This window comes from Streptomyces sp. NPDC002513 (assembly GCF_053595355.1).
In genome coordinates this window covers 1-13764 of sequence record NZ_JBSFXK010000004.1, presented here as the reverse complement: position 1 = coordinate 13764, position 13764 = coordinate 1, and the positions used below count along the sequence as shown (strand labels likewise).

General features: G+C 71.5%; 11 protein-coding genes. 7 read left to right on the top strand and 4 right to left on the bottom strand.

Annotated elements, in window-relative coordinates:
* Positions 1-18 precede the first annotated feature (18 nt).
* Both ACWD5Q_RS04090 and ACWD5Q_RS04085 read right to left on the bottom strand, forming a co-directional pair.
* Positions 19-480: a hypothetical protein gene (locus ACWD5Q_RS04090; protein WP_451425442.1), complete on the bottom strand. Its 462-nt coding sequence runs from the start codon at positions 478-480 to the stop codon at positions 19-21.
* A 194-nt stretch (positions 481-674) separates the two neighbouring features.
* Positions 675-1151, bottom strand: a complete 477-nt coding sequence (locus tag ACWD5Q_RS04085; RefSeq protein WP_451425441.1) for a GNAT family N-acetyltransferase — start codon at positions 1149-1151, stop codon at positions 675-677.
* 135 nt (positions 1152-1286) lie between these two features.
* Here ACWD5Q_RS04085 and ACWD5Q_RS04080 point away from each other — a divergent pair, with 135 nt between their 5' ends.
* Complete coding sequence (locus ACWD5Q_RS04080; protein WP_451425440.1) at positions 1287-2087, top strand: exodeoxyribonuclease III; 801 nt, start codon at positions 1287-1289, stop codon at positions 2085-2087.
* A 33-nt stretch (positions 2088-2120) separates the two neighbouring features.
* On the opposite strand, the gene ACWD5Q_RS04075 is transcribed toward ACWD5Q_RS04080, so the two are convergent.
* Positions 2121-2774, bottom strand: coding sequence for a MerR family transcriptional regulator (locus tag ACWD5Q_RS04075; RefSeq protein ID WP_451425439.1), 654 nt, complete (start codon positions 2772-2774; stop codon positions 2121-2123).
* A 167-nt stretch (positions 2775-2941) separates the two neighbouring features.
* On the opposite strand from ACWD5Q_RS04075, the gene ACWD5Q_RS04070 reads away from it, so the two are divergent.
* From ACWD5Q_RS04070 to ACWD5Q_RS04055, 4 genes are all read left to right on the top strand, one after another.
* Positions 2942-4477, top strand: coding sequence for a flavin-containing monooxygenase (locus tag ACWD5Q_RS04070; protein ID WP_451425438.1), 1536 nt, complete (start codon positions 2942-2944; stop codon positions 4475-4477).
* Positions 4474-5400 carry an alpha/beta fold hydrolase gene (locus ACWD5Q_RS04065; RefSeq protein WP_451425437.1) on the top strand — a complete coding sequence of 309 codons (927 nt, stop codon included), beginning with the start codon at positions 4474-4476 and terminating at the stop codon, positions 5398-5400. Before ACWD5Q_RS04070 ends, ACWD5Q_RS04065 begins: the two co-directional genes overlap by 4 nt.
* A complete protein-coding gene (locus tag ACWD5Q_RS04060; RefSeq protein WP_451425436.1) occupies positions 5397-6281 on the top strand; it encodes an SDR family oxidoreductase in 885 nt (294 codons plus the stop codon). The genes ACWD5Q_RS04065 and ACWD5Q_RS04060 overlap by 4 nt, the downstream gene beginning before the upstream one ends.
* A gap of 76 nt (positions 6282-6357) precedes the next feature.
* Entirely contained in the window at positions 6358-6615 is a 258-nt protein-coding gene (locus tag ACWD5Q_RS04055) for a hypothetical protein (protein ID WP_451425435.1), read from the top strand.
* A gap of 99 nt (positions 6616-6714) precedes the next feature.
* On the opposite strand, the gene ACWD5Q_RS04050 is transcribed toward ACWD5Q_RS04055, so the two are convergent.
* Positions 6715-10209: a S41 family peptidase gene (locus ACWD5Q_RS04050; RefSeq protein ID WP_451425434.1), complete on the bottom strand. Its 3495-nt coding sequence runs from the start codon at positions 10207-10209 to the stop codon at positions 6715-6717.
* Between the two features lie 493 nt (positions 10210-10702).
* Between ACWD5Q_RS04050 and ACWD5Q_RS04045 the strand changes: the two genes are divergently transcribed.
* The gene (locus ACWD5Q_RS04045) at positions 10703-11302 is read left to right on the top strand and encodes a TetR/AcrR family transcriptional regulator (protein WP_451425433.1); all 600 of its coding nucleotides are present in this window, start codon (positions 10703-10705) and stop codon (positions 11300-11302) included.
* 101 nt (positions 11303-11403) lie between these two features.
* Positions 11404-13629 carry an MMPL family transporter gene (locus ACWD5Q_RS04040; RefSeq protein WP_451425432.1) on the top strand — a complete coding sequence of 742 codons (2226 nt, stop codon included), beginning with the start codon at positions 11404-11406 and terminating at the stop codon, positions 13627-13629.
* The last annotated feature ends 135 nt before the right edge of the window (positions 13630-13764 follow it).

Below are 13764 nucleotides of genomic sequence, written 5' to 3'. Positions count from 1 at the left end.
CTGCGCCGACGGATCGCCTTACTGGGCACACCCTTCCAGGTGACTGCTTCCTTCGTTGTATCGGTGCAGCAGTTGAGGGTCGGAGTAGACCTCGGCGGTGTGCTGCCAGGCGATGAGCAACTGGGCGACGGAGGCGCTGTTGCCGAGCGAGTCGGCGGCGCGCATGGTGTCGACCAGTTCGACAGCGAAGGCGTGGAGATCGGGCTCGGGCAGGAAGCGGACCCACGGGAAGGCGTCCGGCAGTATGTCGAGGAGCAGTTCCATGCTGCCGGGCTCCCGGCGTGCCATCGCGGCCAGCATCCGGGTGGCTGCCGACACCACCGTCTGGTCCTGCTCCGCCCGCGCCGCGGTGGTGAGGACCAGATCCTCGCCGTCTCTGCGGTGCAGGAGCAGTCTCGGCGATTCCTGAAGCCGGGCAAGGGTCTGCTTGTTCTTGTTGACCAGCTCGGAGAAGTTCACGGCCGCGTTCTCGGTACCCATGACTTTGAAATTACTTCGAAACCCACGCCGGCGCTATCACCCGGAAGAGGGGCGCAGGGCAGTGGACCGGTCACGTACGCCTCGCCGGGTTGCGTCAGGCTCGGGTGGACGGGAGCCGGTGCCGGGCTTCGCGGGCCCGCCCGCCCGGGCCCGCGGATGGTCGGGGCGGACGGGGCGGGCGGGCCCGTGGTGTTCTACAGCGGCTTCGCGAAGCAGAGGCTCAGCTCGTGGTGGCGGTAGTAGCCGAACTTGGTGCACGGCTCGTAGCCGCTGGAGGCGTAGAGGGCCACGGCCTCCGGCTGCTTGGTGCCCGTCTCCAGGACCATGCGGGTGCGGCCGGCCGCGCGGGCGTCGTCCTCCAGCGCGGCCAGTATGCGGCGGGCCAGGCCGCGGCCCCGCATCGCCGCGACGACGAACATTCTCTTGAGCTCGGCGTCCCCGTCGAGATACCCCTCGTCGTTCTTCTCCTGGCCGCGCCAGCCGCCCGTGGCGACGGGACGGTCCTGCTCGTCGTAGGCGATCAGATACAGGCCGGACGGAGGGTCGAACATCGTCGGTTCCAGATGGGTGGCGTCGCCGCCGTCCCCGTAGCGCAGGTGGTACTCGGCCTGGACCTCATCGCTGAGCTTGACGGCGTCGGGGTGGTCGAAGGACACACGGCGAATATTCATGCTGCCAATCGTAAAGCTATGCATCGTCGTCTACGGGGGCCTTTCCAGTGTGCCGGTAGGGTTCCGGCGTGATGACGGTGACCTCGGACTCGGTGTCCGGTCGGTCGCGCCGACTGTGACGCCGGGGAGAGTGTTGTGCTGACGGTGACCTCCGTGAACGTGAACGGGATCCGGGCCGCCGCGAAGAAGGGGTTCGCGCAGTGGCTGGCCGGGACCCCCGCCGATGTGCTCTGCCTCCAGGAGGTCCGGGCCGAGCCCGGGCAGATCCCCGTGGACGTGCGGACGCCCGACGGATGGCACGTCGTGCACGCGCCCGCCGCCGCGAAAGGACGCGCCGGGGTGTCGCTCTACACCCGCCGCGAGCCCGACCGGGTGCGCGTCGGGTTCGGGTCGGCCGAGTTCGACGGCGGCGGGCGGTATGTCGAGGCGGACCTGCCCGGGGTCACCGTCGCCAGTCTGTATCTGCCCTCCGGCGAGGTCGGCACCGAGCGGCAGGAGGAGAAGTTCCGGTTCATGGCCGAGTTCCTCGGTCATCTGAAGGAGCTGCGGGAGCGGGCGGCCGCCGACGGGCGCGAGGTCCTCGTGTGCGGCGACTGGAACATCGCCCACCGCGAGGCCGACCTCAGGAACTGGCGCGGCAACCGGAAGAACTCCGGCTTCCTGCCCGAGGAGCGGGAGTGGCTGGGCCGGGTCCTCGACCCCGAGGACGGCGGGTACGTCGACGTGGTGCGGGCGCTGCACCCGGATGCCGAGGGGCCGTACACCTGGTGGTCCTACCGGGGGCGTGCCTTCGACAACGACTCGGGATGGCGGATCGACCTGGCCGTGGCGACCCCCGGGCTCGCGGGCCGGGCCGTCAAGGCCGTGGTGGAGCGGGCGGCCAGTCATGGCGAGCGGTGGTCCGACCACGCTCCCGTGACGGTGGTCTTCGAGTGATCCGAGCGCGGCGCGGGGCGGCCCGCGGCGGGTCTACGGCTCGCGCAGGTGGCGGTCCAGGGACAGTGAGAGTTCCGCCGCCACCACGCTCTGGGCCAGCGGGCGCAGCCGCCGGGCGTCCTCGGGGGAGCGGTGGTGGGCGGACATCAGGTCCGTGAAGACCTCCGCCAGGGCCTCCGTGTGCTCACGGACGCGGCGGGCGGCGGCCAGGACGTCCGCGAGCGGGATGCCCTCGCGCACCAGGGCCGCCGAGACGTCGAGGAGCCGGCGGCTGATGTGGACGATCTCGCCGCCGTCCGTGCCGAGGTAGCCGAGGTCGAGCGCCGCAGCGAGGTTCTCCGGGGTCGCCTCGGCGCCGAACACGTCGGCCAGGGCCTCGGGGGTGAGGCGGACCGGGGTCTCCTCGGTGGGGCCGCCGAGGCCCAGCAGATCGCCGACGTCGCGTCCGTGGTCGAACGCCTCGGCCAGCTCCGCGATGCCGTTGAGGGTGTGGCCGCGTTCCAGGAGTGCCGAGATCGTGCGCAGCCGGGCCAGATGGGTGTCGTCGTACCAGGCGATACGGCCCTCGCGGCGCGGTGGCTGGATCAGTTTGCGCTCGCGGTAGAAGCGCAGGGTGCGCACCGTGATGCCGGCCTGCTCGGCCAGCTCCTCCATGCGGTACTCGCGCCGCTCCCCGTCCTCTGCCACGCCCGCACCCTACGTCGTACCGCCGGTAACTTTCCTCGTGCCGCCCTCTACCCATCGGTACGCCGCTGACCTACCCTCCCCATGGTGCCAGTGTTCACTGGCAGAGTCCTGCCGACTCCCTGACCAGGCGTCAGCGGAGCCGGCCGCGGGAACCGGGAGGCTTCGGGATGGCCGAGAGCGAGCAAGTGCCTCATGTGCGGGTGGCGGTGATCGGGTCCGGGTTCGGAGGGCTCGGGGCCGCGGTGCGGCTGCGCCGGGAGGGCATCACCGACTTCGTCGTGCTGGAGCGGGCGAGCGGCGTCGGCGGCACCTGGCGCGACAACACCTACCCCGGCTGCGCCTGTGACGTTCCGTCGCACCTGTACTCGTTCTCGTTCGCGCCCAACCCCGAGTGGCCGCGCACCTTCTCCGGGCAGGAGCACATCCGCGCCTATCTGGAGCATGTGGCGGACGTCTTCGGGCTGCGGCCCCACCTCCGCTTCGACTCCGAAGTGAAGTTGATGACCTGGGACTCCGGGAAACTGCACTGGGCGATCGAGACCAGCGGCGGGCCGCTCACCGCCGATGTCGTCGTCTCCGCCACCGGCCCGCTGCCCGACCCGAAGATCCCGGACATTCCCGGCCTCGACGGCTTCCCCGGGAAGATCTTCCACTCCGCCCGCTGGGACCACGACTACGACCTGCGCGGCAAACGCGTCGCCATGGTCGGCACGGGCGCCTCCGCGATCCAGATCGTTCCCGAGATCCAGCCGGTCGTCGGCAGGCTCACCCTCTTCCAGCGCACCCCGCCCTGGGTGATGCCCCGGGTCGACCGGGAGATCAGCCCTCTGGAGCGCCGGCTGCACCGCGCACTGCCGTTCACCACGCAACTGCGCCGCGGATTCCTGTGGGGCATCCGGGAACTGCAGGTCCAGGCGTTCACCAAGCACCCCGACGAACTGGGCCTGGTCGAGCGGATGGCCCGGCGCAACATCGCCCGGGCGGTCAAGGATCCGGCGCTGCGGGCCAAGCTGACCCCCGACTACCGCATCGGCTGCAAGCGGATCCTGCTCTCCAACACGTACTATCCGGCGCTCACCCGTCCCCATGTGGACGTCGTCGCCTCCGGTCTGAGCGAGATCCGCGGCTCGACCCTGGTCGCGGCGGACGGCACCGAGACCGAGGCCGATGTGATCGTCTTCGGCACCGGCTTCCACGTCACGGACATGCCGATCGCCGACCGGGTGGTCGGCGCGGAGGGGCGGACGCTCGCCCAGGCGTGGAGCGGCGGCATGCAGGCGCTGCGCGGCGCGACCGCCGCCGGATTCCCCAACTGGATGACGATCATCGGGCCCAACACCGGTCTCGGGAACTCCTCGATGATCCTCATGATCGAGTCCCAGCTGAACTACATGGCCGACTATCTGCGGCAGTTGGGGGTGCTCGGCGGCCGGGTCGCGCTCGACGCCCGGCCGGGCGCCGTCGACGCCTGGAACCACACGGTGCAGGAGCGCATGAAGCGCACGGTGTGGAACACCGGCGGCTGCACCAGCTGGTACCTCGACGCGAGCGGCCGCAACACCACCATCTGGCCGGGTACGACGACGGAGTTCCGCAACGCGACCCGCCGGGTCGACCTGGGGGAGTACCAGGTGGTCCGCGCCCCCCGCACCGCGGAGCCGGGCGAGCGGCCCGAAGAGACGCGGACGGAGGCGCACGCATGAGCCGGCCGGCGTATGTCACGAGCGGGCCCTACGCGCCGCCCGCCCCCGCCCGGGAACTGACCGTCCGCTCCGCCGACGGCGCCCGGCTGCATGTCGAGGTCCATGGACCCGAGGGCGCGCCCGCGGTGGTCCTCGCCCACGGCTGGACCTGCTCGATCGCCTTCTGGGCGGCGCAGATCCGGGACCTGGCCGCCGACCACCGGGTGATCGCCTACGACCAGCGGGGGCACGGACGCAGTCCCGCGAGCCCCAGGTGCACCGCCGAAGCGCTCGCCGACGACCTGGAGGCGGTGCTCTCCGCCACGCTCGCGCCGGGCGAGAAGGCCGTGGTCGTGGGCCACTCCATGGGCGGGATGACGGTGCTGGCCGCGGCCGGACGCCCCCGCTTCAGGGCGCATACGGCGGCCGTCCTGTTGTGCAGCACCGGGAGCGCGCGCCTGGTCGCCGAGGCCCGGGTGCTCCCGCTGCGCGCCGGGCGCGTGCGCACCTGGCTCACGGCGCGCGTCCTGGGCTCCCGCGCCCCGCTCGGGCCGGTCACACCGGTGGCCTCGCGTGTCCTCAAGTACGCCACCATGGGTGCCGGTTCGACGACCGCCATGGTGGAGGCGTGCGCCCGGGTGGTGCACGGCTGCCCGCGGGAGGTGCGTCACGCCTGGTCGCGCGTGCTTCGGACGCTGGATCTGGACCACGGCATAGGCGAGTTGACCGTCCCGACGGAGGTCCTGGTCGGCACCGCCGACCGGCTCACCCCGCCGGTGCACGCGCGGGCGCTGGCCGCCGTGCTGCCCCACTGCGTGGGCAGCACGGAACTGCCGGGGCTCGGCCATATGACTCCGGTCGAGGCACCGGAGCTGGTGACCGGGAAGATACGCGCACTCGTCCCGGCCCATATGGGGAACGCACAGGTCAAGGAGGGTGCATGAGCAGGGTGAGCCTGGAGGGCCGGGTGGCCGTCGTCACCGGCGCCGCTCGGGGCGTCGGCGAACTGCTGGCCCGCAAGCTGTCGGTCCGCGGGGTGAGGGTCGCGCTCGTCGGTCTGGAGGCGGAGGCGCTGAAGCAGGCCTCGGAGCGGCTGTACGGGGACAGCGGCCACTGGCACGCCGACGTCACCGACCACGAGGCGATGACACGGGTGGCGGAGGAGGTGAAGGAACGGTTCGGACAGGTCGACATCGTGGTCGCCAACGCGGGTGTGGCGAACGGAGGTCCGTTCACCGCCTCCGATCCCGAGGCCTGGCGGCGCGTGATCGAGGTGAACCTCATCGGTTCGGCGGTGACGGCCCGCGCCTTCCTGCCGGCGCTGATCGAGAGCCGCGGCTATCTGCTCCAGATCGCCTCGCTCGCGGCGATCACGCCCGCGCCGATGATGACGGCCTACTGCGCGTCCAAGTCGGGCGTGGAGGCGTACGCGCACAGTCTGCGCGCCGAGGTCGCGCACCACGGTGTCGGCGTCGGGGTCGGGTATCTGTCCTGGACCGACACGGACATGGTGCGCGGCGCCGACCGCGACGACGTCATGCGGGAGCTGCGGCAGCGGCTGCCGTGGCCGGCCGGCAAGACGTATCCGCTCGGGCCGGCCGTGGAACGGATCGTGGCCGGGATCGAGCGGCGGTCCAGCCATGTCTACGGGCAGGCGTGGCTGCGCGGGATGCAGGCCGTACGCGGGTATCTGCCCGGGCTCATCGCCACGGTGGGACAGCGGGACATCCGGCGGTTCGAGCCCCGGCTCACCGGGGTGCGCACGGGGCTGGTGGGAGCCGGCGGGGAGGCCGATGAGCAGCAGCGCCGTACGCTGCGTAACTGATCGAAATGCGTGCTTTGTCGGTGCGTGTCAGTCTGGTCGAGCCCGATCCCCTCACCCACTACGGGAGTGAACCCACATGGGCATGAAGGACCAGTTCCAGGACAAGGCCGAGCAGATGAAGCAGCAGGCCAAGCAGAAGGCGCAGCAGGGCAAGCAGCAGGCCCAGGAGCGCGGCCAGCAGGCGCGGGAGCGCGGCCAGCAGGCTCAGGAGCGCGGCCGTCAGGGCCAGGAGCGCGGCCAGCAGGCTCAGGAGCGCGGCCGGCAGCGCTCCGAGGACACGCGGCGGCAGCAGGACGAGGCGGAGGACCGCTTCAACCAGGACTACGACATGTAGTGTGCGCCCGGCCTTGACCCCGCGTGGGGCGTCCCCCTCTGGAGGGCGCCCCACGCGCGCGTGCCCTGGGGGACGGGCTTCCCGGCCGTCCGTGACGGGCTACCCCGCCGTCCGCGGCGGCAGTTTGGGGCGGGTACGGTCCGGGACGTCGCTGTAGTCCGGCGGTGTGGCCGGCGGTTGGGTGCGCAGCAGGTCCAGGGCCAGCTCGACCGCGTCGCTCAACTGCCTGTGACGGCCCTCGGCCCAGTCCAGCGGGGTGCGCAGGATCTCCAGGTCCGGGGCGACACCGTGGTTCTCGACCGACCAGCCGTACGCGGAGAACCAGGCCGCGTTCATCGGGACCGTGATCACCGTGCCGTCGCCCAGACGGTGCCGGCCCGTCATGCCCACCACACCGCCCCAGGTGCGCTGGCCCACCACCGGGCCGAGTTTCAGCTGCTTGATCGCCGCCGTGATCATGTCGCCGTCGGAGGCCGTGGCCTCGTCGGCCAGCGCCACGATCGGCCCGCGCGGCGCGTTCGAGGTGTACGACACCGGCTGGGCGTTGCGGGTCAGGTCCCACCCCAGGATCTTGCGCGTCAGCTTCTCGATGACCAGTTCGCTGATGTGGCCGCCCGCGTTGCCCCGTACGTCCACGATCAGGGCCGGCAGCGAGACCTCCATCCGCAGGTCCCGGTTGAACTGCGCCCAGCCCGATCCCCCCATGTCCGGGATGTGCAGATAGCCGCAGCGGCCGCCGCTCAACTCGCGTACGACCGAACGGCGTTTGGCCACCCAGTCCTGATAGCGCAGCGGCCGTTCGTCGATCAGCGCGATCACGGCGACCCTGCGCGGCCGCCCCGCGCCCTCGGCCGGCCGGAACGTCAGCTCGACCGTCGTGCCGCCCGCGCCCGCCAGCAGCGGATACGGCCCCGTCACCGGATCCACCGGCCGTCCGTCCACATGGGTCAGGACGGCCCCCTCCCGGACTCCCGTGCCCGCCAGCGGCGAGCGCGCCTTCGAGTCCGAGGACTCGCCCGACAGGATCCTCTTCACCACCCAGCGGCTGTCGCGCCGTACGAAGTTGGCGCCGAGCAGGCCCTGGTAGCGCTGGTAGTGCGCCGGGCCCTCGTTGCGCCGGGCCGGGGACACATACGCGTGGGACGTGCCCAGCTCGCCCAGTACCTCGCGCAGCAGATCCGCGAAATCGTCCGGCGACGCGACGCGTTCGACCAGCGGACGGTACTGCTCGAGGATCGCGTCCCAGTCGATCCCGCCCATCTGCGGTTCCCAGAAGTACGCCCGGATGATCCGGCCCGCTTCCGCGTACGCCTGCCGCCACTCCGCCCCGGGGTCCACCTCGTGCATGATCCGGCGTGCGTCGATCCAGACCGTCGTGTCACTGTCGCCGGGCTCGGTCGAGGGAACCGCGCGCAGCTCGCCCTCGTCGACGACCACCAGCCGCGTCCCGTCCCCGCTCACCGCGAACCAGTCCAGATGGCCGACCAGTTCGGCCTTCTTCGCCTTGCTGATGGCGAAGTGCTCCAGGGTGGGCCGGCCGGAGGTGTCGTCCGGGTTCAGGAACGTCTCGCCGAGCGCGCCCGAGATCGGCCAGCGCAGCCAGACCAGGCCCCCGCCCGCGACCGGGCACAGCGACGAGTACTTCGACGCCGGGACCGGGAACGGCGTCACGCGGCTCGCCAGGCCCTCGACCTCGACGGTCACCACCCCGTCGCCCTCCTCTTCCTCCAGCGGGTCGAGGCCGCCGGCCGCGGGACGTCCCTCCGGGTTCAGCGCGAAGGGGGAGGGGATCGCCGAGGACAGCGGAACCAGATACGGACGGCAGCCGAGCGGGAAGGACAGGTCCCCGGTGTGCACGTCGTACACCGGGTCGAAGCCGCGCCAGGACAGGAACGCCAGATAGCGGCCGTCGCGGGTGAAGACCGGATTCTCGTCCTCGAAACGGCCGTTGGTGACGTCGACGATCAGCCGGTCCTGGATCCGTGCCATCTTGATCTGCCGCAACGACCGGCCGATCCACGGGTGCGACCACGTCAGCCAGGTCCCGTCCGGGGAGAACGCCAGATCCCGGACCGGGCCGTTGACCGACCGGACCAGCTCGGTGACCGCGCCGCCGGTCGCTCCGGCGGACTCTTGCGGCGAGGTTTCCGGGGCCACCGGGACTTCTTCGGCCGCTGTGATCTCTTCGGCTCCTGCGGCCTTCTCGGCTCCTGTGGCCTTCTCGGCTCCTGTGGCCTGTGCGGTTCCTGTCTCTGTGGCCGCTTCGACCTCTTCGGCTCCTGAAGCCTCGTCGGGCCCTGAGGTTTCCGTCGTCCCACCGGCCTCGTCCGGCACCTGCGTGTCGACGAGCAGCAGCCGTCCGTCGTGGGAGGCGATCGCGAGCCGCTCGCCCTGCGGGTCCGCCACCATCTCCAGGACCCGGCCGAGCTGTCCGGAGGCGGAGGCCAGCCGGCGTGGTGCACGGTCGCCGGAGGCGCGCGGCAGATACGCGATCTCGATCGCGTCCTCGCCCTCCGCGTCGGTGACATAGGCGACCTGCCCGGAGTCGCCCAGCATCTCCGGCAGCCGCACCCGGACGCCGGGGGTGTCCGTGATCGCACGGGCGGGGCCGTCGCGGTGGGTGAGCCAGTACAGGCTGCCGCGGACGACGACCGCGCTGGCCCGCCCGGTCTCGTCGACCGCGATGCCGTCCACGTGCTGTACGGCCGGCACCTGGTACCTGCGGCGCCCCGCGCGCGGCCCGCCCAGGCGAATCCGCAGGCGGCGGGGGACCGAGTCGGGGGACAGGTCGTCGACGATCCACAGGTCGCCCGCGCACTGGTACACCACCCGCGTGCCGTCGCTGGACGCGTGCCGGGCGTAGAAGGCGTCGTGGTCGGTGTGGCGGCGCAGATCGGAGCCGTCGCAGGCGCACGAGTACAGGTTTCCGACGCCCTCGTGGTCGGAGAGGAACGCGATCCGTCCGCCCACGAACATCGGGGAGTCGAGGTGGCCGTCGAGGTCGGCGAGCAGCCGCCGCCCGTGCAGCCAGAGCCGGCCTGTCGCGCCGCCCCGGTAGCGCTTCCAGGACACCGGTTCGTGGGGTGCGGCGCCGGTGAGCAGCAGGGTCATGTGTTCGCCTGCCACATCGGCGACGGCGATGTCGGAGACCGGGCCCCAGGGGAGCTTGCCGCCCGGGTCGCCGTCGGTGGGGACCTTGTAGGCCCAGGTGAAATGGGCGAAGGGCTCGCCGTGCGAGGCGACGGCGAGGATGCAGGAGTGTCCGTCCGGGTCGGGGGGTGTCCAGCCGCAGACCCGGGTGTCGGAGCTGCCCCAGTAGGTGAGCCGCCGGCCGGGACCGCCGTCCACCGGCGTCAGATGGATCTCCGGGACCAGACTGCGCCAGCTCGTGTACGCGATGTGGCGGCCGTCGGGTGAGAAGCGGGGATGGCCGATCTTCGTGCGGTCGACGGTCAGCCGCCAGGCGCGGCCGGTCCCCTCCAGCGGGGCCACCCACAGGTCGTCCTCGGCGACGAAGCAGAGTCGGTCGCCGTGCAGGTGCGGGAAGCGGAGATAGCCGGGGGCGTTCTCGTGCACGTCGCTCGTGTCGCTCACCTACCCATGCTTTTCCTGCCGAGGGGCCGCGGCAACTCGTAGGCCGTTCAGGTGGTCGGCGCGGGCGCCCCGCGGGTGCCCGGGTGCGCGCCTCACCGAGCCGCGAGGGCGCCTTGCGCGCTTCGTGCGCCGGGTACTTGGGGCTTCTTGCGCGCTCCTCTCGTCGGTCGGCCGTGGCTCGTGTGCGCCGCTCGCGCCGGTCGGCTGTGGCTTCTGCGCGCCGCTCACGCCGGTCGGCCAGGGCTCCGTGCGCGCTGCGTGCGCCGCGTACGTCCCTCGCGCCGGGCGCCCACGCCTCCTCGTACGGCGCCGCTGCGCGCCCGCGCCCACATCCGCACCCACGTCCGCGCACCGGTTGCGCGTCAGGCTCGTGACCCAACACACGTACGAAACGGTTTCGTTTCGCTCGCGGGGCGGGGTATCTTCTTGGTAGTACGAAACCGTGTCGTTCGAAGCGCTGCCGCTTCGGACGCGGAGCAGGAAGGTGAGCCGGATGACTGAGATCGCGACGGCGCGGCGCAGTCGGATCACCCCCGAGCGCGAGGCCGAGTTGTACGAGGCCGTGCTCGACCTGCTCCGGGAGGTCGGCTACGACGCCCTGACCATGGACGCCGTCGCCGCCCGCACCCGCTCCAGCAAGGCCACCCTCTACCGCCAGTGGGGCGGCAAGGCCGAACTGGTCGTCAAGGCCCTCCGGCATGGCAAGCCGAGCCGTATCGGCGAGATCGACACCGGTTCGCTCCGAGGCGATCTGCACGCCCTGGTGTCGCTCGAGGACGACTGCACGATGGAGCAGAACTCGGCCCTGATGCGGGGCGTCGCCATGGCGATGCACCACAACGACGATCTGCGCCAGGCGTTCCGGGAGCAGCTGATCGAACCGGAGATGACGAAGTTCCAGCAGGTGCTGCGGCGCGCCATCGACCGGGGCGAGATCCGTCCGGACTGCCCGGCGCTGGACTTCCTCGTGCACATGCTGGTCGGCGGCTTCGCCACTCGCACGCTGTTCGAGGACCAGCCGCCGACCCAGGCCTTTCTCACGTCGTACCTCGACGCCGTGGTCCTCCCCGCCCTCGGCGTGCCCACCACCTGACCAGTCCCCCTGGCTGACCCTCACCTGACGTCACCGCTCACGTCGTCGGGCTGATCACCCCTGCCCCGAACACCCCACGACCTGACCGGGAGTACGCCCCCGTGGCCACGTTCCTCTACAAACTCGGCCGACTCGCCTTCCGGCGACGGCATTTCGTCGCCCTGATCTGGGTGGCGCTGCTGACGCTCGCGGGTGTCGGCGCCGCCAGCGCCCCCGTCGCGGGCTCCTCTTCCTTCTCCATCCCCGGCACCGAGGCCCAGCGCGCCTTCGACCTGCTGGAGCAGCGCTTCCCCGGGATGAGTGCCGACGGGGCGACCGCACGCGTCGTCTTCCAGGCGCCGGACGGCGAGAAGGTGACGGCGAAGGACAACAAGGCGGTCGTCGAGAGGACCGTCAAGGACCTGCGCGACGGCTCCGAAGTCACCTCCGTCGCCGACCCGTTCGTCGCGCACGCCGTCAGCAAGGACGGCACCGTCGCCTACGCGCAGGTGAAGTACAAGGTCTCCGGTATGGAGCTGAAGGACGCCTCCAAGAACGCCCTGAAGGAGGCCGCGCAGGGCGCGCGGGACGGCGGGCTGACCGTCGAGGTCGGCGGTGACGCACTGTCGGCCGTACCGGAGACCGGTGCCACCGAGGTCATCGGCATCGCGATCGCCGCGGTCGTCCTCGTCATCACCTTCGGTTCGCTGGTGGCGGCCGGACTGCCCCTGCTCACCGCCCTGATCGGCGTCGGCATCGGCGTCTCGACGATCACCGCGCTGGCCAGCGCCCTGGACCTGGGCTCGACGACCTCCACTCTGGCGATGATGATCGGCCTCGCGGTCGGTATCGACTACGCGCTGTTCATCGTCTCCCGTTACCGGGCGGAGCTGGCCGAGGGCCGCGAGCGCGAGGAAGCGGCGGGCCGCGCGGTCGGCACGGCGGGCTCGGCGGTGGTCTTCGCGGGGCTGACGGTCGTGATCGCGCTGGTGGGTCTGGCCGTGGTCAACATCCCGATGCTGACGAAGATGGGCGTCGCCGCGGCGGGCACGGTCGCCATCGCGGTCCTGATCGCGCTGACGATGATCCCGGCGCTGCTGGGCTACGCGGGCCGCAAGGTCAAGCCGGCGGGCGAGAAGAGCAGGCTGCTGGGCGGCGGCCGGGGCGCCGCCGGGCAGGACCGGCCGAACATGGGCACGCGGTGGGCGAGCTTCGTCGTCCGCCGTCCGCTGGCCGTCCTGCTGCTGGGTGTCGTGGCGCTCGGTGCCGCGGCCGTCCCGGCGTCCAAGCTGGAGCTGGGCCTGCCGGACGACGGCTCGCAGCCGGTGTCCACCACGCAGCGCCGGGCGTACGACCTGCTCTCCGAGGGCTTCGGCCCCGGCTTCAACGGGCCGCTGATGGTCGTGGTCGACGCGAAGGCGAGCGACGACCCGAAGGCGGCGGTCACGGCGGTGACCGACGAGATCAAGGACATGAAGGACGTCGTCGCGGTGACGCCGGCGACGTACAACAAGTCCGGTGACACCGCGATGATCACCGTGATCCCCGGCTCGAAGCCGTCCTCCACCACCACCGAGGACCTCGTGCACGGCATCCGGGACGCGGGCGCCGGCATCACGGCGCACACGGACGCGAAGCTGCTGGTCACGGGCACGACGGCGATGAACATCGATGTCTCGCAGAAGCTGAACGACGCACTGCTGCCCTATCTGGCGCTGGTGGTGGGCCTCGCCTTCCTCCTCCTGATCGTGGTCTTCCGCTCGATCCTGGTCCCGCTGAAGGCGGCGCTCGGCTTCCTGCTCTCGGTCACGGCGGCGCTCGGCGCGGTGGTCGCGGTCTTCCAGTGGGGCTGGCTGTCCGGTCTGATGGGCGTCGAGGAGACCGGCCCGGTCATGTCGATGATGCCGATCTTCATGGTGGGCGTGGTCTTCGGCCTGGCGATGGACTACGAGGTCTTCCTGGTGACGCGGATGCGGGAGGCATACGTCCACGGCGAGACGCCCGGCCAGGCGATCGTGACCGGCTTCCGGCACGGTGCCCGGGTCGTCACGGCGGCCGCGGTCATCATGATCGCTGTCTTCTCCGGCTTCATCGGCTCCAGCGAGTCGATGATCAAGATGATCGGTTTCGGTCTCGCGATCGCGGTCTTCTTCGACGCGTTCGTGGTCCGCATGGCGCTCGTCCCGGCGGTCCTGGCGCTCCTCGGCCGCAGGGCCTGGTGGCTGCCGGCGTGGCTGGACCGCGCCCTGCCCGACGTGGACGTCGAGGGCGAGGGGCTGCGCACCCGGGCCGACGCCGACCACCGGGACCCGGACACGGACCAGGACCGCGAGCTGGTGCGGGCCTGATCACCGGTCCCTGAACACGGACAGGGCGCCCCACCTGCCGGCGCGGCTGTCGTACTCGCCCCTGCGTCCGCGGCCGTCGTCGGCGGTTCATGACACCGCGGGCTTGATCAGGTAACCGGCACCGCGCCGGGTGTG

Coding starts and splice junctions, on each gene's coding strand:
- ACWD5Q_RS04090 (WP_451425442.1), bottom strand. CDS start 480: ATGGGTACCGAGAACGCGGCCGTGAACTTCTCCGAGCTGGTCAACAAG.
- ACWD5Q_RS04085 (WP_451425441.1), bottom strand. CDS start 1,151: ATGAATATTCGCCGTGTGTCCTTCGACCACCCCGACGCCGTCAAGCTC.
- ACWD5Q_RS04070 (WP_451425438.1), top strand. CDS start 2,942: ATGGCCGAGAGCGAGCAAGTGCCTCATGTGCGGGTGGCGGTGATCGGG.
- ACWD5Q_RS04065 (WP_451425437.1), top strand. CDS start 4,474: ATGAGCCGGCCGGCGTATGTCACGAGCGGGCCCTACGCGCCGCCCGCC.
- ACWD5Q_RS04060 (WP_451425436.1), top strand. CDS start 5,397: ATGAGCAGGGTGAGCCTGGAGGGCCGGGTGGCCGTCGTCACCGGCGCC.
- ACWD5Q_RS04055 (WP_451425435.1), top strand. CDS start 6,358: ATGGGCATGAAGGACCAGTTCCAGGACAAGGCCGAGCAGATGAAGCAG.
- ACWD5Q_RS04045 (WP_451425433.1), top strand. CDS start 10,703: ATGACTGAGATCGCGACGGCGCGGCGCAGTCGGATCACCCCCGAGCGC.